Source organism: Hymenobacter jeollabukensis (assembly GCF_005771675.1).
In the GTDB taxonomy this organism is placed as follows: Bacteria; Bacteroidota; Bacteroidia; order Cytophagales; family Hymenobacteraceae; genus Solirubrum; species Solirubrum jeollabukense.
Map to the genome: position 1 here is coordinate 414449 of NZ_VAJM01000001.1, position 23010 is coordinate 437458.

Consider the following 23010-nt stretch of genomic DNA (forward strand, 5'->3'; position numbering starts at 1 on the left):
CCTCATTGCGGTACCGGGCTTTTTTGTGCGTAGCAAGCAGCAAGCTGCTCAGTCGATGATCATATCCACTACCGACGTCACCAAGGTCAGCACGATGCTGAAGATGAGGGCGTAAAGAAACCCATCGACCTTGAAGCCAGGCAGCAGCCAGTCGGCCAGCAGCACGATGACGGCGTTGATGACCAGCAGAAACAGGCCCAGGGTGAGCACAGTGATGGGGAAGCCCAGGATTTTCAGGATGGGCTTGACCACCGCGTTCAGGATGCCGAGCACCAGCACCAGCAGCAGCGCGTCGGTGAAGCCGCCGAGGTGGGCGCCGGGCAGCACCTTCGTCAGCACGTAGGCAATGATGGCGCTGAGGATGAATTTCAGAATGAAGCCCATACGGGAAACAGTTTGGAAGGAGGAGAAAAGAGAAGCCCGCCGGCTCAGCAGTGAACCGACGGGCAACTATACGCAAAAGTCTATGCTTGGCTGCGCTTACGCTTCCGTAATGCCGTTGGCCGTCAGCCGGCCCTGCGACACGGCCATCCAGTTGGCCATCTGGTAGAGCAGGCGGGCGCCCACGTTGCCGTTCCAGTCGGTGTCGCCGGGGGCTACTTCGTTCAGGTCGCAGCCGATGATTTGGCGGCCCGAGCGCACCACGGCCCGGATCAGGTACAGCGCCTCCTCAAACTCCAGCCCGCCGGGTACCGGGGTGCCGGTGCCGGGGCACAGCTTGGGGTCCAGCCCGTCGATGTCGAAGCTCAGGTACACCTTCTGGGGCAGCTGGGCAATGATTTTACCGCACTGCTTTTTCCAGGATTTCTTCTCGTACATGCCCTCGCGCAGGAAGCGGTGGTGGAACATCACCACCCGCCCGCCCGATTGGGCAATGAGGTCGGCCTCCTGCTGGCACAGGTCGCGGATGCCTACTTGCACGAGCTTCTTCACCTGCGGCAGCTGCAGGGCATTGTACATGATACTGGCGTGCGAGTACTGAAAGCCCTCGTAGGCCGTGCGCAGGTCACAGTGCGCGTCGATCTGCAGGATGCCAAATTCCTCGTGGCGCTCGGCCAGCGCGTGCATGTAGCCCAGCGGGGTGCTATGGTCGCCGCCGAGCACCACCACGCCCTTGCCGGCGTCGAGGTAAGCGCCGGTTTTGGCCTTGAGCCACTTCAGCAGCGCCTCGCCCCGCTCGGTGACCTTGCCCGTCACGTTGGCAAACTTCTTGGCCGATTCCGCAGGCTGGCCGTCTTCCAGCCAGCCGATGTAGCCTTCGGCCAGCTCACGCAGCTCGCGGCTTTCGGCTTCCCACTTCTCGTCCACCTCTTCCATAGCCAGGCCCAGCTTCCAGGCGTCGGGCAGGTCCGGGTCGTAGAGGTCGACCTGGGCCGAGGCCTCGGCAATGGCGGCCGGGCCCTGGGCCGTGCCGGCGCGGTAAGACACGGTGACTTCCCAGGGCACGGGCACCACCACCACCTGGGCTTCCTCGGGCGAGAAAGGCAGGCCGAACAGGCCACCGGACGTATCACCGACGGCGTTGGGGTCGAAATTGGCTATTTTCTGCTGCAGCGCAAGGACAATCGGGTCGTGCATGACGAAAGGAAAATTCGGGGAGAAAGAAGAAGCGGGCCGTAAAAAAACGGCAGGATTGAAGCGGCGCTGGAAGGGTTTCCGCACCGGTTCAATCCTGCCGTCAGCTGCCGGTGGCTAGGCGGGCAGGCCGTTGCCGGGCAGGTCGTAGGTGCGGATAATGGTCAGGATTTTGTCGAAGGTCTCGCGGTCGAAGAAGAGCATCAGGGGCAGTTCCACGTTGCTGTTCTGGTCGGAAAACTGCGTGATGACCGAGAAAATCAGCGGCTGCATCTTCGGGTGCGTTTCCAGCAGGCTGTCGAGCGAGTGGGCCAGGTTGCCGTGGGTGGCGGCGCGCGGCGGGGCCCCGTAGATTTTCGCCTTCAGGATATTCGCCAGCTGCGTCACCAAGGCCCCGGTGATGATGTTGCTGATTTCCAGCAGCAACGACTCCTGCATCTCGTTGATGTTCAGGTCGTCGCTCACGTCCATGCGCAGGCACACCTTGGAGAGGCGCTGCACGTGCTGGCCGGAGAAGAACATCAGCGTGGTGCCGTTGAAGTCGCCCTTGATGTCGGACTGAATGGCCACGTGGCTGCTCTGGTAGCTGCTGATGAGCTTGATAATGTCGCCGGCGCGCACCAGCTCCAGGCTGGGCACTTCCAGCAACACCCTCTCCTGGGCAATGGCTGCAAACGAGTCGGCGGCCCGCGCCAATCCGATATTCAGGATTTCGCGGATAATATCCCGTTCCAGATCATTCATGAGCAGGTCCATACGGGTGGCTTAGGTTAAAAGCAGGCCGGCGGCGGCTACGCGGCAGCGACCCTGGGGGGTTGGCAGTACGAATTTCATGGGCGGCGGGATAAGAACAGGCGCGTAATAGCTGGCACGTCGAGTACCAGGCACACCTGCCCGCTGCCGAGCAAGGTAACTCCGCCAAACAGATCGATCATGTCGAGCGGCTGGCTGACGGGTTTGATGACGATATCCTGCTGACGCAGGAACCGGTCGACAATCAGGCCTAATTTACGGCCGTTGTAATTGGTGATGATGATGTCCTGCGCCCCGGTCAGCGCGGCGCGGTTGGCCGGCAGCAGGGCGTCGTCGTTGTCGGCCAGCAGGTCAGCCAGGCGCACCACCGGAATGTTCTCGGTCAGCACCTTGGCCAGCAGCGTGCCGCCCACCACGTGCAGCTTCTCCGGCGCCAACGACACCACCGAGTCGGTGTGCATCAGCGGCAGCGCGTACGGGTGGCCGTCGAGTTCGAAGAGCAGGGCGCCCTTCACGGCAATGGAGGTGGGCAGCACCAGCGTGAAGGTGGTGCCCTGGCCCAGCTTGGAATCCACGCGCAGCTGCCCGCCGAGCGAGTCGATGGCCAGCTTTACCACGTCGAGGCCCACGCCGCGGCCCGAAATTTCGGTTACCTGCTCAGCCGTCGAGAAGCCGGCCTCGAAGAGCAGGTTGTGCACTTCCGTTTCGTTGAGGCGGGCCGCCGCTTCGCGCGTGAGCAGCCCGCGGTCCACGGCCTTGCGGCGCACGCGCTCCACGTCCACCCCGCGCCCGTCGTCGCTGATGCGGATGAGCACGTTGTCGCGGTCGGTCTGGGCCGAGAGGACCAGCTGCCCGATTTCCGGCTTGCCCGCCTTCACGCGCTCCTCGGGCGTTTCCAGGCCGTGGCCGATGGCGTTGCGCACCAGGTGCAGCAAAGAATCGGTGATGATCTGCAGGATGTTGCGGTCGATCTGGATATCCTGCCCGCTGATGGTCAGCTCCACCTGCTTCTGCTCGGCAGTGGCCACGTCGCGCACCACCCGCGGAAACTTGTTGAACAGCGTGCCCACGCCCACCAGGCGGGCGTCCATCACTGAGTACTGCAAATCGTCGGCGAGGCGGCTGAGGTGGGCCGTCACCGTCTGCAGGGTGGTGTCGCCGATTTCCTGGGCCAGGGTCAGCACCCGGTCCCGGTCGATGATCAGCTCCCCGACGAGGTTGAGCAGGTGGTCGAGCTTCTTGATCGGGATGTAAACCAGGTCCGACAGCTCCAACTTGCGGGTGGCATCTTCCTCGCTGCCAGATTCGTCGTCGTCCAGCAGCACCGGCTCTTCGCCCTCGATAACCCGGTCCAGGTTCTCGATGAGCGGAAGGTTTTCGGTCAGCTCCTGGTTGGCGCCCACGGCCCGGATCATGCCGCCCAGCACGTCGATGCCGCTGAAGAGCACGGGTACCATGGAGCCGGCGAAGGGCCGCTCCTTGCTGCGGATCTGCCCGAAGATGGTTTCCATCCGGTGCGCCACTTCGCCGATGGCGTCGTGGCCCATGGCCCGGGCGTTGGCCTTCAGGTTGTGGAGCAGGCGGAACACTTCGTTCAACGCCCCTTCGTCGCCCGGCCGCTTTTCCAGCACCGACATGTGCTGGCTCATGGCGTCGTAGGCCTCCAGGGCCTCGGCCATAAACAACTCCCGGTATTCCTGTTCGCGTGACTTCATCGGGAGTACGAACGGATAGCGGGTGACACGCGCGGCGGGGCGGCGGGGCGCAGCGGCTGCACGTGGCCGTTGATAAAGCGGGCCATGTCTTCCAGGGCCAGCACCGCCGAAGCGTGTCCGCCCTCAATGACAGCCTTGGGCATGGCAAATACGGCGGCCGACTGTTCGCTCTGGGCCAGGACCGTGCCGCCGAAGTGGCGGATCATGGCCGCGCCGGCGGTGCCGTCGCAGCCCAGCCCGGTCAGCACCACGCCCAGGGTGCGGGCGCCGGCGGCCCGGGCGGCCGAAATCATCAGCAAATCAATGTTGGGCTCGTCGAGGCCGGCGGCGGGCTCATGGGCCTGCTGCAGCCAGAGCGACTGGCCCACTTCGCCGCGCACGGCCCAGTTCGAGCCGCCGGGCACCACCACGATTTGCCCGGCCTGCAGGCGCAGTCCGGCGCGGCCCTCCACTACCGGCAACGACGCGGCCCGGCGCACCCGTTCCAGCAGCGAAGCCGTGAAAGCCGCCGGCAAATGCACCGCCACCACCACCGTCCAGCGCAGGCCCGGCTGCAGGCCGCGCACCAGGGCTTCCACCGCTGCCGCCCCGCCCGTCGAGCCGCCGATAACTATGACGCCGCGCGGGGTGGTGCTCAGCACGTGTCCGGCCATGCCGTACACGGCCGATCCGCTGCTCAGGCTCAGCCGTTGCAGGGCCGCCGTGGCTACCGCCCGCGACTGGTGCACTTTGCGCAGCAGGTCGCGGCGCGCGAAGCCATAGTCGGGGTCGGTGGGCGCCGGTAAGGGGCCGATGTGGTCGTACACGCCCCACTGCGAGGCTTCGCGCAGCGTGGCCGAGGGCAGGGTGTAGCCGGCGTAGAGCAGCACGGGGCCGCGGTGAAACTGCGCCAGGCGCTTCATGCTGGCCACGGGCTGCTCGCCGGTGATGACGAGGTCGGGACGCAGGCGGCGGGCCTGGGCAATGAGGTCGTCGGGGCCGGCGGTGCTGCCCACAATCTGCACGCTCGCGTCGGTCCGCAGCAGCTTGGACAACGCCAAGCGCATCAAGCCTGGCATGTCGCCAAGCAGGATGGTCAGGGGAGCAGGCAGTACCGGGGGGTTAAACAAAGCGCAACGAAACAGAAGCAGAACACGAGCCGGCGTCCCTTAGGCGGGGCGCCGCGCCAACGCCGAACGCGGAATTAGGCCGAAGCGCCGCTGTCCTGCAGCGCGCCGCCCACGATTTCGAGCACCTTGTCTTCGGAGAAAGGCTTCACGATGTAGGCAGAAGCGCCGCTTTCCAGGGCTTCGTTCACGATGACCTCCTGCCCTACGGCCGAGCACATCACAATTTTCACGTTGGGCAGCTCCTGGCGGATGTCCTTGAGCACTTCCAGGCCGGTGTTGTCGGGCAGGATGACGTCGAGGGTAATCAGGTCGGGCTTGGTTTCGCTGGCTAGGTCGCGGGCCTGCTGGCCGTTTGCGGCCTCACCCACCACGTCGTAACCGGCGTCGGTGAGCATATTCTTCAGCATCGTGCGCATGTAGAACGAGTCGTCTACGATGAGGATGCGGTTTTTCATAAGGGTGCGGTCTAGGGAGTGAGCGTGGGAGTGGCAGAGTTACCGGGCCTATCTACGCTCAGTAGCGGCGGAAGATGTGGCTTTGGGCTTGAGCTGCATGATTTCCTCGGGCGTGAGCAGCTTGAGCATGTCCAGCACGATGATGATGCGGTTTTCCACCCGGGCGATGCCCTCAATGTATTTGTCGTTGATGTTCAGGTCCTGGATGAACTCCGGGGCTTTTTCGATGCTGGCGGCCGGCAGCGACAGGGGCTGGGGCACCTCGCGCACGATGATGCCGATGGTGTAGTCCTTGGCCTCGAGGGCCATGGTGTAGGTCACGCCCGTCACCGGCTCGTTGCTGGAGGTGCGCAGCCGAAACCGCTCTTCCAGGTCGATGATGGCAATGATGTCGCCGCGCAGGTTGGCAATGCCCTTCACGAAGCGCGGCGTTTTGGGCATGCGCGCAATTTCGGGGGTGAGCGTGACCTCCTTCACCTGCTCGATGCGAATCCCGTATTCTTCGCCGGCGAGGCGGAACACGATGAGCTGCACGGGCACGTCGGGCTTGGAGGCTTTTTTGTCGGCGGCCGCTTGACTATCAGGCATGCACGGGGTGGGTTAGAGCGAAACGGTCGGCCCGGCCGGAGCGGATGAGGCTCCGGCCGGGCAGCATTCAGACCGTATTATTTCTTGCGTTGCTTGGGAGCCGGGGCTTTGGCCGCGTTATCCGGACGCTGGTTGTCGGCCGGCTTGCCGTTTTTGGCCTCCGAGGCTCCCGCCCGACGTACCGGCGCCTTGCGGGGCGTGGGCATGGTCGGCTCGGTGGGCTCCGCCGCGTGGGCAGCGGGCTTGCGCGTCGGCAGCGGACGGGCCGGGGCGGCGTTGGTCAAAGCGCCACCGGCAGCGGGGCGCTGAGCCGGGGCCGGACGACGCGGCGGCGCGGCGGGTGCTGCGGACGGCGCCGCCGACGCGGCCTGCCGGGCGGCCATGCGGCCCACCGGGCGCTGGGCCGGGGCCTCGGGCTGCGGCGCTACGGGCTGCCGACGCGCCGGGCGGGCGGGCCGCACGGGCTCGGGCTCGTAGTAGACATCCTCGGCCATGTAGTCCATCAGCTGGAAGGCCGAGAGGCCCACCTGCAGGTCGTCGGCAATGTCGGTCAGCTTCTGGCTCGACGCGGTCAGCTCGGCCATCGACGAGCTGAGCTGCTTGGCCGTGCTGGCTACCTGCTGGGTGCCCGAAGCCGTTTGCTCGGCAATGGCTACCACTTCTTCCACGTACTTCACCACGTCGCCAATCGAGGTTTTCTGAATCTCGGTGGCCGTGAGAATGTCGCGGGAGGTGCGCAGGATTTCGCCCGAGCTGGTGGCAATGTTTTTAAAGGCCGACGAAGCCTCAAACGTCGCGTTCTTCCCTTTCAACACTCGGCCTTCCATGGTCGAAATTGCCGCGGCGGCCGAAGCGGTGTCCTTTTTCACGTCCTCTACCAGCGTGTTGATTTCGTTGGCGGATTTACGGGAGCCTTCGGCCAGCTTGCGGATTTCCTCGGCTACCACCGCGAAACCCCGACCGGCTTCCCCGGCGCGGGCGGCTTCGATGGCGGCGTTCAGAGCCAGCAGGTTGGTTTGGGCGGCAATGTCGGTGATTACGCCCAGCGACTTGGAAATGTCCTGCGAGCGGACCGACAGCACGTCGATGGTGCGGGCGGTGCCGGCCGAAGCGCTGGAAATTTCTTCCATGTTCTTTACCACCTCGGCCACGGTTTTCAGACCGAGCTGGGAGGTTTGCTCCCCGAGGATGGCGGCTTTGTTTACCACGTCGGCTTTGTTGGCCGTTTCCTTGGTGGCCGTCATGATTTCCTCGATCAGCTTGAAGGCCTGGTCGGTCTTCATAGCCTGATTCTGGGCGCCCTCAGCCATCTGCTGCATGGCCAAGGACACGTCCACTGTCACGCGGCTCATCTCCAGACCTTTCTGGGCCATTTCCTCCGACGAAGCCCCTACTACCAGGGACGACTCGTTGATTTCCGCCAGCAGCTCGTTGAGCGAGTCCACGGCGGTGTTCAGGGCCATGGCCATGGCGTAGATGTCGCCGGCGGTGGGTACTTCCACGCGCTGGGTCAGGTCGCCTTCCGAGAGGGCCCGCACCACGCGCGACACTTCCAGTACCGGCGAGGCAATGGACTCGATCAGGTCGTTGAGCGTGTCCACGATGTCTTTCCACGAACCTGATACGCCGGTTACCATGGCGCGCTCGGTCAGCTTGCCTTCCACCCCGGCCACGCGGGCTACGCGCGACACTTCCTGGGCCAGGCGGTTCAGGTCGTCCACCATGCGGTTGATGGTGTCGGCCAGGTCGGCCACCTCGCCGCGGGCTTCCAGGGTCAGTTTCTGGGTAAGGTCACCCTGCGATACGCCGGTTACTACCTTCACGATGCCGCGTACCTGCGTGGTGAGGTTGGCGGCCATGCGGTTTACGTTGTCGGTCAGGTCCTTCCACACGCCCGACACGTTCGGCACGTTGGCCTGGCCGCCGAGGCGGCCTTCGGTACCCACTTCCTGCGCCACGCGGGTTACTTCGCCGGCAAACACGTTGAGCGAGTCCACCATCTGGTTGAGGATGTTCTTCAGCTCCAGCATCTCGCCGCGCACATCCACCGATACCTTCTGGGTCAGGTCGCCTTTTGCTACGGCCGTGGCTACGTTGGCAATGTCGCGCACCTGCGAGGTCAGCGAGGCGGCCATGGTGTTTACGTTGTCGGTCAGCTCCTTCCAGGTACCCCGGACGTTGGGCACGTTGGCCTGCCCGCCCAGCTTTCCTTCGGTGCCTACTTCGCGGGCCACGCGGGTTACTTCGTCACCGAAGGTGTTCAGCGAGTCCACCATCTGGTTAAGGTTCTCCTTGAGCTGGAGAAGCTCACCTTTCACATTTACAGTGATTTTCTGGCTCAAGTCGCCGCGGGCTACGGCGGTGGCTACGTTGGCAATGTCACGCACCTGCGAGGTCAGGTTCGAGGCCATCGTGTTCACGTTGTCCGTCAGATCCTTCCACACCCCGCCTACGTTCGGCACGTTGGCCTGGCCGCCGAGGATACCCTCGGTACCTACTTCGCGGGCCACGCGGGTTACTTCGCCGGCGAAGATGTTGAGCGAGTCCACCATCTGGTTCAGAATGTTCTTCAGATCCAGCAGCTCGCCCTTTACATCTACCGTGATTTTCTGGGTCAGGTCACCCTTTGCTACCGCGGTGGCTACGTTGGCAATGTCACGCACTTGGCTCGTCAGGTTCGAGGCCATGGTGTTTACGTTGTCGGTCAGCTCCTTCCAGGTACCACCGACGCGGGGCACCACGGCCTGGCCGCCCAGTTTACCCTCCGTACCCACTTCGCGGGCCACGCGGGTTACTTCGTCACCGAAGATGTTGAGCGAGTCCACCATCTGGTTCAAGATGTTCTTGAGCTCCAGGATTTCGCCCTTCACGTTCACCGTCATCTTCTGCGACAAGTCGCCGCGGGCTACGGCGGTAGCCACGTTGGCAATGTCTCGTACCTGAGAGGTCAGGTTCGAGGCCATGTTGTTAACGTTGTCGGTCAGCTCCTTCCACACCCCGCCGACGCCCGGCACAATGGCCTGACCGCCGAGCTTACCCTCCGTACCAACTTCCAGTGCCACGCGGGTTACTTCGCCGGCGAACAGGTTCAGCGAGTCCACCATCTGGTTGAGGTTCTGCTTCAGTTGGAGCAGCTCCCCTTTCACGTCCACGGTGATTTTCTGGGTCAGGTCCCCTTTGGCTACGGCGGTAGCTACGTTGGCAATGTCACGCACCTGCGAGGTCAGGTTCGAGGCCATCGTGTTCACGTTGTCCGTCAGTTCCTTCCACACGCCGGCCACGCTGGGCACGTTGGCCTGGCCGCCGAGGCGGCCTTCGGTACCCACTTCCTGCGCCACGCGGGTTACTTCCCCGGCGAACAGGTTCAGCGAGTCCACCATCTGGTTGAGGTTCATCTTGAGCTGCAACAGCTCGCCTTTCACGTCAACCGTAATCTTCTGGCTCAGGTCGCCTTTTGCTACGGCGGTAGCTACGTTGGCAATGTCACGCACCTGACTCGTCAAGTTGGCGGCCATGTTGTTTACGTTGTCGGTCAGGTCTTTCCAAACCCCGCCAACGCCCGGTACCACGGCCTGGCCACCTAGCTTCCCTTCGGTACCCACTTCCTGCGCCACGCGGGTTACTTCGCCGGCGAAGAGGTTCAGCGAGTCCACCATCTGGTTGAGGTTTTCCTTCAACTGCAGCAGCTCGCCCTTTACGTTTACCGTGATTTTCTGGCTCAAGTCGCCGCGGGCTACGGCCGTTGCCACGTTGGCAATGTCCCGTACCTGAGAGGTCAGGTTCGAGGCCATCGTGTTCACGTTGTCGGTCAGGTCTTTCCACACCCCGCCCACGTTCGGCACGGAGGCCTGGCCGCCCAGCTTCCCTTCGGTACCTACTTCCTGCGCCACGCGGGTTACTTCGCTGGCGAAGACGTTCAGGTTATCGATGGTTTTGTTGATGGTTTCGGCCATCAGCTTGAAGTCGCCCGACACCGGAATCTGGAACGACTCGTCCAGGTTACCCCGGCTGATGTTCTTCAGTACCTTGCCCACTTCCAACACCGGCACGGCGATGGAGTCCACCAGGCCGTTGATGTTGTTGATCATGTCCCGCCAGAAGCCCGTGGCGTTTTCGCCGGAGGCGCGGGCCTTCAGATTCCCTTCTACCCCGGCTACTTTGGAGATGCGCGACACCTCGCCGCCCACGCCGCCAATCATCTCCACCATGGAGTTGTAGGCTTCGGCAATTTCGGCGAAGATGTCGTCGTTCTGCTTGGTCAGGCGCACCGAGATGTCGCCCTTCTTAAAGGCGTCGAGGGCGTAGAGCACCCGGTTGAGCTGCTCGTTGACGTAGTCCGGGTCGGCCGAGTCGTTGGCGCCGCCGCGGGCCACGCCGCGTTTGCGCGTCAGGTCCGACGTGGTGCGCGCCAGCATGCCGGTACCGTTGCGGGTAACGGGTCCGGTGCCGGTGACAGGAGTATCGGGCAGGTTGGCGTCGGAGGGCGTAGGCGTCGTAGCAGGTTTGCTGGTCTTACCGGTGGCCATATGTGCGGAATGCAGGGCGCGAGGAAGCGCAGTGAGGGCGTGGGGAAGCCGGCCGGGCATGGCAGGCGGTATCGGCAAAAGTAGCAAACCACTTCGGTTGCGCGCTACTATATATTCTTTTGTGTTGGCGGGAGGTCAAATATGACTTCGCAAGGGTGCTGACCGGCAATACTTTCACGGGGGCGAAACTCGGCGCGGACCGGGCGCGTTGCTAGGAGCCTAACGAACGCACGGCGCCGCACAACGGATTATTCGTTCATCTTTGCGGCCAACTTCAACGCCGCGCCGCGCTTTTTGTTTCCGTTTTTTCCCCAAACCGACGCTTAGCGCCTACCGATACTACCCCCTCATTGTATGGTCAAGAATCTTGTCATCGTGGAGTCGCCCGCCAAGGCGAAGACCATAGAAGGCTACCTGGGCAAAGACTTCATCGTCAAGTCCAGCTTCGGCCACGTCCGCGACCTGCCCAAGGACAACAACGCCATTGATATTAAGAACGGCTTCAAACCGACCTACGTGGTGTCACCCGACAAACGCGAGGTCATTGCCCAGCTGAAGAAGCTGGCCAAGGAAGCCGAAACCGTGTGGCTGGCGAGTGACGATGACCGCGAAGGCGAAGCCATCAGCTGGCACCTGGCCGAAACGCTGGACCTGACCAACGAGAAGACGCGGCGCATCGTGTTCCGCGAAATCACCAAGAATGCCATCCTGAACGCCATCGATTCGCCCCGGGAAATCGACCTGAACCTAGTGAATGCCCAGCAGGCCCGCCGCGTGCTCGACCGCCTGGTGGGCTTCGAGCTGAGCCCGGTGCTCTGGAAAAAGGTTAAGACCGGCCTTTCGGCCGGCCGCGTGCAGTCGGTGGCTGTGCGCCTGGTGGTGGAGCGGGAGCGGGAAATCAGCCAGTTCAAGACCTCCTCGGCCTACCGCGTGGTGGCCCGCTTCGACGCCGGCAACGGCGCCGTGCTGGAGGCCGAGCTGCCCCGTCGCCTGCCGACGCTGGAGGAAGCCTCGAACTTCCTGGCCCGCTGCGTGGGCGCGGCCTACACCATCGACACCTTAGAAAAGAAGCCGGGCAAACGCTCCCCCGCCCCGCCCTTCACCACCTCCACGCTGCAGCAGGAAGCTTCGCGCAAGCTGAGCTTCTCGGTGGCGCAGACCATGAGCGTGGCCCAGCGCCTCTACGAAGCCGGTAAGATCAGCTACATGCGAACCGACTCGGTGAATCTCTCGCAGGAGGCGCTGACCGGGGCCAAGCACGAGATTGAGCGCAGCTACGGCCCCGAGTACGCCCACACCCGGCAGTACAAAACCAAAGCCGCCTCGGCCCAGGAGGCCCACGAAGCCATCCGCCCCACGGACTTCTCGCTGGTGAAAGCCGGTGAGGATTCGGCCGAGCAGCGCCTGTACGATTTGATTCGCAAGCGTGCCTTGGCTTCGCAGATGGCCGACGCGCAGATCGAGCGCACCACCGCTACCATCGGCATCAGCACCCAGCCCGATACCCGCCTGACGGCCACGGGCGAAGTCATTTCGTTTGAAGGCTTTCTGAAAGCCTACGCCGAGTCGAAGGACGAGGACGAGGCCACGGACGGGGAGTCGTCGTTTTCGCGGGGGCTGCCGCCGCTGTCGGTGGGCCAGCCGCTGCCGCTGCAGCGCCTGACGGCCACGGAGCGTTACGCCACCCCGGCGGCGCGCTACACCGAAGCCTCGCTGGTGAAGAAGATGGAGGAAATGGGCATCGGCCGCCCGTCGACCTACGCCCCGACCATCAGCACCATTCAGAAGCGCGGCTACGTGGAGAAAGACTCGCGGGAGGGCAAGGAGCGGAAGTTCCATGTGCTCACGCTGAACGGCGGCGAGGTGCAGACCGAGGTCAAGACCGAAACCTACGGGGCCGATAAGGCCAAGCTCTTTCCCACCGATACGGCCATGGTGGTGAACGACTTCCTGGTGGAGCACTTCCCGGTGATTGTGGACTTTCAGTTCACGGCCAAGGTGGAGGACGAGTTTGACCGCATTGCCGACGGGCTGGAAAGCTGGGAGGAAATGATTGCGGCTTTCTACGGCACCTTCCACGAAACCGTGGAGCGCGGCAAGGAAGTGGAGCGCGCCGACGTGGGCACCACCCGTGAAGTGGGCCTGCACCCCGAAACCGGCGAGAAAATCTACGCCAAGCTGGGCCGCTTCGGGCCCTACGTGCAGCTGGGCGAAATCGACGAGGACAAGACCAAGAAGCCCGCCTACGCCAACCTGCGCAAGGGCCAGTTCATCGAGAGCCTGACGCTGGAAGACGCGCTGGAGCTGTTTAAGCTGCCGCGCAACGTGGGCCAGTACGAGGAGGCCGACATGACCGCCGCCGTGGGCCGCTTCGGTCCCTACATCCGCCACGACGGCAAGTTTTACTCCCTTGCCAAGGGCCAGGACCCGCACACCGTGACGGCCGAGGAAGCCGTGGAGCTCATCAACGCCAAGCGCAAACAGGAGGCAGAGAAGGTCATCAAGAGCTTCGAGGCTGAGGGCCGCGCCGACGTGCAGGTGGTCAACGGCAAGTACGGCCCCTACATCGTGGCGGCGGGCAAGAACGTGAAGATTCCCAAGGGTGAAGAGCCGCGGGAGCTGACCTTGGAGCGCTGCATCGAGCTGGCCGACGCCACCCCGGACAAGCCCGCCAAGGGCCGCTTCGGGGCAAAGAAAGCCGCCCCGGCGACGGACGGCGCGCCCGCCAAGGCCGCCAAAGCATCGACCAAGACGGCTGCGGCGAAGAAAACGACCACCGCGGCCAAGAAACCGGCGGCCCCCAAAGCCACCGGCGCCGCCAAGAAGACGACCAAGTAACTGGGCCGCCTTCCATCGTGCAAGCCCCGCTGACGCAAGCTCGTCGGCGGGGCTTTTGCGTGGCGTACTTTTGCGGAATGCGGCCGGGCGCTGAATAAAAGAAATGGAGGCGCTTGAACCGTTTCGCGTCAGGCTGCGGGAGGAGGAATAGCAATGAGTAAGACCATTCAGATTGCCGGGCTGGAAGTGGAGCTGGTGCGCAAGGCCATTCGCACCCTGCGCGTGACGGTGTACCCGCCCCACGGCCGGGTGCGCGTGGCCGCGCCCCTGCGCCTGCCCGAGGCCAACATCCACGAGTTCATCGAGGCCCGGCGGGCCTGGATTCAAAAGCACCAGGCGCGTTTTGCAACGCAGACGCCGGCGGCCGAGCTGAGCTACAGCACCGGCGAAACGCACTACTACCAGGGCCGGCCCTACCAGCTGCGCGTGCACGCCACCGAAGGCCGCGCCCGGGTTGTGCTGCAGGAAGACGAGGGCGTGCTGGACCTGTACGCCCCGGCCGCCAGCACGCCCGCCGAGCGGCAGCAGGTGCTGGCGGCGTGGTACCGCGCCCGGCTGAAGGAGCAGCTGCCCGCGCTGCTGGCCCGCTGGGAGCCGGTGGTGGGCGCCCGGGCCGCGGCCTGGGGCGTGAAGCAGATGCGCACCCGCTGGGGCACCTGCAACACCCGCGCCCACCGCATCTGGCTGAGCCTGGAGCTGATCAAAAAGCCGCAGGACTGCCTGGAATACGTGTTGGTCCACGAGCTGACCCACCTGCACGAACGGCTGCACAACGCCCGCTTCTGGGGGCTCATGGACCAGTTTATGCCCGACTGGCGGCAGCACAAGGCGCGGCTCAACCAAGCCGTGCCCGGCCAGCCCCAGCCCACGGCCGGCGACGCGGATTGAGCCGCCAAAAAGTATGTCCGATGCTGGCCGCCCGTACGCAAGAAAAGCCGCCCGGTCACGTTGCTAGTGGCCTATGAGCAAGTCACTATTTATCGTTTCGCTGGCCGCCGCCGGGCTGTTTGCATCGGCTGAGCCGTTGCTGGTACCACCGCCCGAGCAGCCGCTAATCCCGAGCCCTACCCCGGCCCCCGCGCCTCGCTACGACTGGCTCACCCGGCCCTACAACGCCCAAGCGGCCCTGGCGGCACGCTTTGCCCCGCCGACTGGCTGCCAGCGGGTGGCCGTGGCCTCGGGCTCTTACGGCGAATGGCTGCGGGGGCTGCCGCTGCGGCCCCGGGGCACCGCCGTGCGCCTGCACGACGGCCGGCTGAAAGACCCGCAGACGGTTCACGCGGCCGTCATCGACATCGACACCGGCCCGCGCGACCTGCAGCAGTGCGCCGACGCGGCCATTCGCCTGCGGGCCGAGTACCAGTTCACCCAGAACTTCCGCTCGATTCACTTTTACCTCACCAGCGGCCACGACATCTGGTTTGGAGACTGGGTGGCGGGCCAGGGCTTCCGGGTACAGGGCGAGGAAGTGCTGCCGGCCTCCCGCCCCGCCGAAGCCCCTACCCACGCGGCTCTGCGCCGCTACCTCGACGTGATGTTCACCTACGCCGGTACTTTGTCGCTGAGCCGGGAGCTGCGGCCGGTGCCGCTCACGCAGGCCCAGCCCGGCGACGTGCTGGTGCAGGGCGGCTCGCCGGGCCATGCCGTGACGGTGCTCGACGTGGCCGAACACCCCAGCACCCACGCCCGCTACGTGCTGCTGGCCCAGAGCTACATGCCCGCCCAGGATATGCACGTGCTGCGCAACGTGAACGAGCCGCAGCTGGGCGCCTGGTTTCGGCTGGAGGCCTCGAATGGCGTGTTCGAGACGCCGGAGTGGGAATTTGGGGCCGACCAGCTGAAGCGCTGGCAATAGCGCGGCCCCGGCCCAATCCGGCAAGACAAACCGGCTGGTATTGCGCCGGCGCTGAACAACTGCTAGGGTAGAAGTTTCTACTTGGCTTCACGATATCTTCTACCTGACGAGCTATAAGGCTTAGCTTACTTATTCTGCGTGTTGGATAGAGTCAACGACACTTGCTAGTGATTCTACCCCAATGGGTAGAAAGGGTCATAGCAAAAGAAGTAGGTTCTTACCCACAGAATTTCCCACTGGCTTCGTAAAATGGGCTGTTATGAAGAAAGTCGTTGTTCTTACCGGCGCGGGCATCTCCGCCGAAAGCGGCATTGCCACCTTCCGCGCTTCCGATGGGCTCTGGGAAAATCACCGGGTGGAGGACGTGGCCTCGCCCGAGGGCTGGGCCCGCAACCCCGCCCTGGTGCAGGAATTCTACAACCAGCGCCGCGCCGCCGCCCGCCGCGCCCAGCCCAACGCTGGCCACCGCGCTCTGGTGGAGCTGGAAAAAGCCTACGAAGTCGTCATCGTGACGCAAAACGTGGATGATTTGCACGAGCGGGCCGGCTCTCATCACGTCATTCACCTGCACGGCAAGCTCAACGAGGCCCGCAGCTCGCGCTACGAGGAGCTGGTGTACCCGCTCGGCGACAAGGACCGCATTGAGATGGGCGAGCTGTGCGAGCGGGGCCAGCAGCTGCGGCCCAACATCGTGTGGTTTGGCGAGGCCGTGCCGCTGATTGAGCGCGCCGCCGAAGAGTGCGCCACCGCCGACATCATGCTGGTGGTGGGCACCTCGCTGCAGGTGTATCCGGCGGCCGGATTGCTGCACTATTTGCCCAGCGGCCGGCCCTTGTACGTCATCGACCCCGGCCAGCCCGGCACCTCACGGCGCGGGGTGCAGTTCGTAGCCGAGCCGGCCACCGTAGGTGTGCCGCGGGTCGTCCAGGAGCTGCTGGCGCGGGCGAATCAGGGCTGAAAACCGGCGTCTGGGACCATTCCCCGCACGTTCCATTCCGCCGCGTACGCCGAAAACTGCGGTTCGTCGAACCGCGGTGCGACCAGGCCGAGGTAGCCGTCGGGCCGCACGAGGTAGATGGTACCGGCGGCTTCCCCTTGGCCGGGAGGCACTACGGTTAGCGGCAGCGGCTGCCGGGCGGCCCAGGTCCGCAGCGCCGCCGTTGGCTTGCCCAGACTCAGCAGCTGCCAGCCGGGTTGTCGCAGCGGCTCGTAGCGCGGCTCTGGCGCCCAGGGCAGCCGGTCGCCGCCGCGGGCCCGGCCGGCCCGGCCCTGGCTCAGGGGCGAATCGGGGTAATGAATGCCGGTTTGGGAGAGGATGCGAAACAGCAGCCGGCGCAGCGCGGGCACGCGCAATAGCCAGGGCAGCACGCGCGGCACCAGCTGGGTGCGCACCCAGCTGGCCCAGGCCGAGCCGCTCGTGGCCCCGGTGAAGGCGCGGTCGGTGGTGGCTACGAGCTGCCGGGCAAAGGGCAGGCGCTCGGCGGCGTAGGTGTCCAGCAGCCGCTCGGGGGCCTGGCCTTCGGCCACGGCGGCTAGCTTCCAGCCCAGGTTCACGGCGTCGCCCAGGCCGGTGTTCATGCCCTGCCCGCCGGCGGGGCTGTGCACGTGGGCCGCGTCGCCGAGCAGCAGCACCCGGCCCCGGCGGAAGGCCTCGGCCACGCGGTGGTGGACTTTGTAGGTGGAAAACCAGCTGACCTCGCGCACCCGAATGCGCTCCAGCTGCTCCAGGGCGGGGCGCAGCTGCTCGAAGGAAGCCTCGGCCGGGGCCACGCCCGGCGGCAGCAGGCCGATGATGCGGGTGCAGCCCTGCGGCATGGGAAAGAAGGCCGAAAACTGCCGCTCGTCGAGGGAAATCTGCAGCAGCCGCGCCCCGCCCGGCGCGTCCAGGCCCTCGGTCACGGTATCGGCCACGAAAAACACCTGTTCGTAGGTGCCGCCGGGAAAGCCCACGCCCAGCGCGTGGCGCACGGCCGAGTGGGCCCCGTCGCAGCCGGCCACGTAGCCAGTTCGGGCTGTTTCCACGGCGCCGGCCCCGCGCTGCAGCTGCACCGTCACGCCGTCGGCCTCCGTGCTCAGGCCGAGCAGGCGGGTACCCCATTCCACTGCTACCCCGTAGCCGGCCAGGGCCTCGCGCAGCAATTGCTCGGTCTGGTCCTGCGACAGGGTCAGCAGAAACGGGAACGGACTGAGCCCGGTGCCAATGCGGCCTACCGGCGCCACCGCCCGCAGCCGCCCGTGCAGGCGCAGGCCCGCCGCCCGCAGCACTTCGCCCCGCCCCACGAAGGCATGGGCCAGGCCGTGCCGGTCGAGCAGCTCCAGGGTGCGGGCGTGCACCACCAGCGCCCGGCTCAGGGGCGAGGGGCCGGGCGCGGCGTCTACCAAGCGGGGGCGCAGGCCGTGGCGGCACAGTTCCAGGGCCAGCAGCAGGCCCGTGGGGCCCGCGCCCGCCACGAGTAAGGGGGTAGCAGTTTGCATGAGGCGGCAATGTCGACGGCGTAAGCAGCTCATTTGCCGGGAAATATCAAAGGCCCGCGCGAACGGCAGTTGGCGCAGGAGCCGCGGGGCCGACTGATGTTTGTCATTGGGTTATCCCAAGAACGGGTTTTCGCGTAGGTAGCCAACAAGCCTTGCCGGTGCCGCAGCCGGCGGGTTCCCGTTCTACCCTCCTCGCCAATGAGCTATTTCTACCGCCCGCTGTTCGCCGCGGGTTTGCTGCTGACGGCGGCTTTGCCCGTCCATGCCCAATCAACCCCGCCGGCCCACCACGTTTACCTGCTCGGCAACACCGCCGGGCCGGTGCCCGACGCCCGCCTGAAGGCCCTGCGCCGCACGCTGGAGCAGGAAACCACGCCCTTCACCGTGGTGCACCTGGGCGACATTGTGGGCAACGCGGGCCTCTCCGACAAGCAGGATACCACCCGCGCCGGCCTCGAAAGCCGGGCCAACGCCCTGCTGGCCTTGGTGAAGGACCTGCCCAACGGCCGCATCTACTTCGTGCCCGGCGACAAGGACTGGAACAACTCCGGCCGCGACGGGCAGAAAAGCGTGCGGCGGCTGGAAAAATACATCGAGCAGCAGCTGGGTGGGCAGAACGCCTTCATCCCCAGCAACGGCTGCCCCGGCCCCGAAATCGTGGACGTGGCCCCGCTGGTGCGGCTGGTGGCGCTGAACACGCCCTGGTTTTCGCACCCCTTCGACCGGCCCGAAGCCCCCGATACGGACTGCAAAACCATGTCGACGGAGGAATTCCGGGAGCAGATTCAGGACGTCATCGACGACACCAAGGGCCGCAACGTGCTGCTGGTGGGCCACCAGCCGGCCATCAGCAACGGCACCTACGGCGGCTTTCAGCCGCTGAAGCGCCACCTATCCCCGCCGGTCTTTGGTACCATCAACGCGGCTTACCGCCAGAACGTGGGCACCCCGCGCGACATGGCTTCACCGGGCTACCAGGAGTTCAAGAAAACCTTGCTGAGCACCCTGAAGGAGCACCCCGGCGTCATCTACGCCGCGGCGCACGACTTCAGCCTGCAGCTCACGCCGTTCGAGAAAAACTACCACATCGTCAGCGGCTCGTTTGCGCACACCGAGCCGGTGGGCAGCAACGCCAAGTCGCTCTACAACGAAGCCGACGCCGGCTACACCCGCCTCGACTACTACCCCGACGGCACGGTGAAAACGGTGATGCTGCGCTTTGAGGCGGGCGACGCGGTGAAAGAGGCATTTTCGGCCACGCTGTTTCAGTCGGCCTGCCTGCCCGCCAGCAAGGACACGCCCACCAACGCCTTCATGCCCGACTGCCCCACAGCGCCGAAGGGCGTGGCCGTGCCCAAACCCGACGCGGCCGGCGGCCCCACGGCCACCGTGACGCCCGGCCCGCAGTACCGCGCCCACGGCCTGCAGAAGTCAATGGTGGGGCCGGTATACCGCACTTCCTGGACGCAGCCGGTGACCGTGCCGGTGCTCGATCTGAACACCGAGAAAGGCGGGCTGCGCCCCACCGGGCGCGGCGGCGGACGCCAGACCACTTCGCTGAAGATGATTGCGGCCGATTCGTCGGAGTACACCTTCCGCTCCGTCGACAAGGACGTGACCAAGATTCTGCCGCCGGAGCTTCGCGGCTCGGTGGCGGCCGACATCCTGCGCGACATCACGCCCACGGCCCACCCCTACTCGGCCCTGGTCATCTCGCCCCTGCTCGACCGCACCGACATTCTGCACGCCCGCCCGCGCCTGTTCGTGCTGCCCGACAACCAGCAGCTCGGGCCCTACCGCGAGCAGTACGCCGGCCTGCTCGGCACGCTGGAAGACGACCCGTGGGACAAGAAGGACAACATTGCCGGCTTCGGCGGCTCCGACAATGTGCGCCGCTCGTTCAGCATGTTCCGGCAGCTCTACAAGGACAACGACAACCGCGTCGATGCCAAGCAGCTGGGCAAAGCCCGGGCCTTCGACATGCTGGTAGCCGACTTCGGCAAGCACGAGGACAACTGGAAGTGGGCCGAGTACAAGGAAGGCAAAGGCTCGGTGTACCAGCCCATTCCGCGCGACCGGGACCAGTCATTTACCCTCTGGAACGGGGCGCTGACCTGGATTGCCAACCGTGAGTGGGCCGTGCCCAGCATCGAGGACTTCCAGCTGAAGTTCAACGACCTGGAAAGCCTGAACTGGCCGGCCCGCCACCTCGACCGCGCCCTGCTGCAGAGCCTCACCCGCGACGACTGGAAGCAGATCGGCCAGTACCTGCAGCGGCGCATCACGCTCACGGCTATCGACTCGGCCACGGCCCAGCTGCCCAGGGAAATCCAGGGAATTTCGGGCAACGACATCAACCGCAAGCTGAAAAGCCGCATTCAGGAGCTGCCCAAGGCCATCGACGAATATTACCTGATGCTGGCCCGCGACGTGGACGTGGTCGGCTCCAACAAGGCCGAGGTCTTCACCGTGCAGCGCCTGCCCGACGGCAACGTGCGCGTGCAGGTCAGCAAGAAGGACGACGACGGCGCGGCCAAGGGCCAGCCCTTCTTCGACCGCACCTTCGTGAAGGGTGAAACCCGCGACATCCGCCTCTACGGCCTCGACGGCAAGGACGTGTTTAACGTGAGCGGCGCGGGCAACAACAGCATCCGCGTGCGCATCGTCGGCGGCGAGGGGGGTGATATGGTGGCCGATAACGCCACGGGCGGCCGCACCGAGGTGTACGACGTGCCCAATACCGAGCTGAAAGCCGGCCCCGGCACCGCCGACCGCCGCTCCCTGCGCCTGGGCATCAACCACTACGACCGCGACGCCTTCGAGTACGACGGCTACGCCCCCCGCGGCAGCATCATCTACAACCAGAACGACGGCTTCGGCATCGCGGCCGGCTTTGACTGGGTGAAGCAGGGCTTCCGCAAGCCCGATTACCGGGTGCGCTACGGCATCGACGCGCAGTACACCACCGGCGGCAACCGGCAGCTTACGGGCAACGTGCGCTGGCGCTACCTGATCGGCAAGTGGGACTTCGGCGCCCGCGCCACTTACGGCAACTTCTTTCCCTTCTACAACTTCTTCGGCCTAGGCAACAACACCGCCAAGGACGACAACCGTTACGACGACCACTACTACCGGGCCCGCTACCGCGGCTACCAGACGGAGGCCTTCTTCGAGCGGGCCTTCCGTGGCAAGAGCTACGTGCGCCTCGGGCCGGTGTACGAGCAGTACCAGAGCGACTTTTCGGCCAGCAGCTACATCGGCCAGCTGAAAGCCCAGCCCACGCCCTCCGACCTGGTACCCAACACCGATTTCCAGCGCCTGCTCGGCGGTAAAGCCGTGGTCGACCTGGACTTCCGGGACCGGAAGCTCTTCGCCCGCAAGGGCGTACGCCTCTACGGGGAGCACACCACCTGGCAGCAGCTCAACCAAGGCAGCAACACCTTCGGCCTCACCGAAGCCTTTGCCGAGTACCTGGCCACCGCCCGCCTGGGCATCCCGGTGACGCTGGCCGTTAAGGGCGGCGGCGGCAAGAACTACGGCCCCGACGACGACATTCCGTTCTACAAGTTCACCCAGCTGGGCCAGCGCCAGAGCCTGCGCGGCTACGTGCGCAACCGCTTCACCGGCGACGCCTCGCTGTACCTGAACACGGAGCTGCGCCTCTCCCTGGGCTACGCCAACACCTCCATTCTGCCCTTCTACTACGGTCTGTTCGGCTTCTACGACCAGGGCCAGGTGTACTACAAGGGCGACGCGCTGGGCGGCTGGCACCGCGGCTACGGCGGCGGCTTCTACATCGCGCCGGTGTACGAAACCTTCGCCCTATCGGTATCGGTGCAGCACTCGGTGGAAGAAGCCGCACTCATCCAGTTCGGCCTGGGCTTCCGCATCGACCAGTAACCGGGCGCGCAACCAAACTCTTCGGCATGCCGAATAACAGAAAAGGCCGGGCTTATCCCCGGCCTTTTATCTTTGCCGCACTTCTCCCGTCACTTCACTCCCGCGCATGGAATACCCGCTGCTGAAACTGGCCGCCATTGATATCGGCTCCAACGCCGTCCGTTGTCAGATTTCCGCCGTGCTGGAGTACGAGGGCGCCTACCGCCTCAAGCGGGTGGAGTACGTGCGCTACCCCCTGCGCCTGGGCGAAGACGTGTTTGCCACCGGCCACATTTCGCCCGAAAAGGAGGAGAAGTTCGTCAAGTTCATGCACGCCCTGAAGCTGCTGATGGACGTGCACGACGTGGCGCACTACCTGATCTGCTCCACCTCCGCCATGCGCTCCGCCGACAACGGGCAGGCCATTGCCGACCGCATGCAGCGCGAGCTGGGCATTAAGGTGCAGATCATCGACGGGCAGGCCGAGGCCGCCTACGTCAACCGCGTTATAATGCAGCTGCTGGAGGACAAGCGCCACTACCTGCACATCGACGTGGGCGGCGGCAGCACCGAGTTCAACCTCTACTCCGACCGCAAGAAAATTGCCTCGCAATCCTTCGAGGTGGGCTCCATCCGCCGGCTGCAGCAGAACGGGCAGCCCGGTGAGGCCCTGCAGGACACCTGGCAGCGCATGGAGCAGTGGGTGAAGGACAACTCCCGCCGCTTCCACGTGACCCGCGCCATCGGCACCGGCGGCAACATCAACAAAATCTACTCCCTGGCCCAGCTGCCCGCCGATCAGCCCCTGCCCCGCAAGCGCATCAGCGACATCCTGACCCGCCTGCGCGGCATGAGCATGGACGAGCGGGTGAACTTGCTGATGCTCAACCCCGACCGCGCCGACGTCATCGTGCCCGCCGGGCAGATTTACCTCTCGGCCATGGAATGGTCGGGCGCCAAGGACATGCTCGTGCCCGATATCGGCCTGAAAGACGGCATGCTGCAGGCCCTGTTCGAGGACCACTTCGAGGAAATCCGCCCCGTGACGGACCACACCCTGCGCGTGCCGTACCTGACGATTCAGAACGATTCGGAATCATAAGCTGTCGGTAGAGTTAGCCGTCATTGCGAGCGAAGCGAAGCAATCCTTCCTCCAGTAGCACCGCCGATTAAGTTCCTGCTACCCGAAAACGACACCGCCCGAAACCTGCAGACGCTGGGTTTCGGGCGGTGCTACTTTTC

15 protein-coding genes are annotated in these 23010 nt (G+C 65.0%); 6 read left to right on the forward strand and 9 right to left on the reverse strand.

Going from position 1 to position 23010, the window contains the following annotated elements; all coding sequences use genetic code 11:
- Positions 1-48 precede the first annotated feature (48 nt).
- From FDY95_RS01875 to FDY95_RS01910, 8 genes are all read right to left on the reverse strand, one after another.
- Positions 49-384, reverse strand: coding sequence for a phage holin family protein (locus tag FDY95_RS01875; protein ID WP_138075019.1), 336 nt, complete (start codon positions 382-384; stop codon positions 49-51).
- 96 nt (positions 385-480) lie between these two features.
- Positions 481-1578, reverse strand: a complete 1098-nt coding sequence (speB, locus tag FDY95_RS01880; RefSeq protein WP_138075020.1) for an agmatinase — start codon at positions 1576-1578, stop codon at positions 481-483.
- 114 nt (positions 1579-1692) lie between these two features.
- On the reverse strand, positions 1693-2331 hold the full coding sequence (locus FDY95_RS01885; RefSeq protein WP_246073897.1) for a chemotaxis protein CheC: 639 nt from the start codon (positions 2329-2331) through the stop codon (positions 1693-1695).
- Between the two features lie 74 nt (positions 2332-2405).
- The gene (locus tag FDY95_RS01890) at positions 2406-4043 is read right to left on the reverse strand and encodes a chemotaxis protein CheA (RefSeq protein WP_138075021.1); all 1638 of its coding nucleotides are present in this window, start codon (positions 4041-4043) and stop codon (positions 2406-2408) included.
- Positions 4040-5152 (reverse strand): chemotaxis protein CheB, encoded by a 1113-nt coding sequence (locus FDY95_RS01895; protein WP_138075022.1) that lies wholly within the window; start codon positions 5150-5152, stop codon positions 4040-4042. The genes FDY95_RS01890 and FDY95_RS01895 overlap by 4 nt, the downstream gene beginning before the upstream one ends.
- Before the next feature lie 74 nt (positions 5153-5226).
- Complete coding sequence (locus tag FDY95_RS01900; RefSeq protein ID WP_138075023.1) at positions 5227-5607, reverse strand: response regulator; 381 nt, start codon at positions 5605-5607, stop codon at positions 5227-5229.
- Between the two features lie 48 nt (positions 5608-5655).
- Positions 5656-6195, reverse strand: a complete 540-nt coding sequence (locus FDY95_RS01905) for a chemotaxis protein CheW (RefSeq protein WP_138075024.1) — start codon at positions 6193-6195, stop codon at positions 5656-5658.
- Positions 6196-6272: 77 nt separating this feature from the next.
- Complete coding sequence (locus FDY95_RS01910; RefSeq protein WP_246073898.1) at positions 6273-10721, reverse strand: methyl-accepting chemotaxis protein; 4449 nt, start codon at positions 10719-10721, stop codon at positions 6273-6275.
- Between the two features lie 354 nt (positions 10722-11075).
- On the opposite strand from FDY95_RS01910, the gene topA reads away from it, so the two are divergent.
- The 4 genes from topA (at position 11076) to FDY95_RS01930 (ending at position 16372) form a co-directional block, all read left to right on the forward strand.
- Positions 11076-13559: a type I DNA topoisomerase gene (topA, locus tag FDY95_RS01915; RefSeq protein ID WP_138075025.1), complete on the forward strand. Its 2484-nt coding sequence runs from the start codon at positions 11076-11078 to the stop codon at positions 13557-13559.
- 153 nt (positions 13560-13712) lie between these two features.
- Positions 13713-14447: a M48 family metallopeptidase gene (locus FDY95_RS01920; RefSeq protein ID WP_138075026.1), complete on the forward strand. Its 735-nt coding sequence runs from the start codon at positions 13713-13715 to the stop codon at positions 14445-14447.
- Between the two features lie 73 nt (positions 14448-14520).
- On the forward strand, positions 14521-15414 hold the full coding sequence (locus FDY95_RS01925) for a DUF4846 domain-containing protein (protein WP_138075027.1): 894 nt from the start codon (positions 14521-14523) through the stop codon (positions 15412-15414).
- A 259-nt stretch (positions 15415-15673) separates the two neighbouring features.
- Complete coding sequence (locus FDY95_RS01930) at positions 15674-16372, forward strand: SIR2 family NAD-dependent protein deacylase (protein ID WP_138075028.1); 699 nt, start codon at positions 15674-15676, stop codon at positions 16370-16372.
- Here the strand turns inward: FDY95_RS01930 and FDY95_RS01935 are convergent.
- Positions 16363-17889 (reverse strand): FAD-dependent monooxygenase, encoded by a 1527-nt coding sequence (locus tag FDY95_RS01935; RefSeq protein ID WP_171025484.1) that lies wholly within the window; start codon positions 17887-17889, stop codon positions 16363-16365. The two genes, FDY95_RS01930 and FDY95_RS01935, sit on opposite strands and share 10 nt — an antisense overlap.
- Before the next feature lie 198 nt (positions 17890-18087).
- Between FDY95_RS01935 and FDY95_RS01940 the strand changes: the two genes are divergently transcribed.
- Positions 18088-21789, forward strand: coding sequence for a hypothetical protein (locus FDY95_RS01940; protein ID WP_138075030.1), 3702 nt, complete (start codon positions 18088-18090; stop codon positions 21787-21789).
- Between the two features lie 106 nt (positions 21790-21895).
- Positions 21896-22870, forward strand: a complete 975-nt coding sequence (locus tag FDY95_RS01945) for a Ppx/GppA phosphatase family protein (protein ID WP_246073899.1) — start codon at positions 21896-21898, stop codon at positions 22868-22870.
- The last annotated feature ends 140 nt before the right edge of the window (positions 22871-23010 follow it).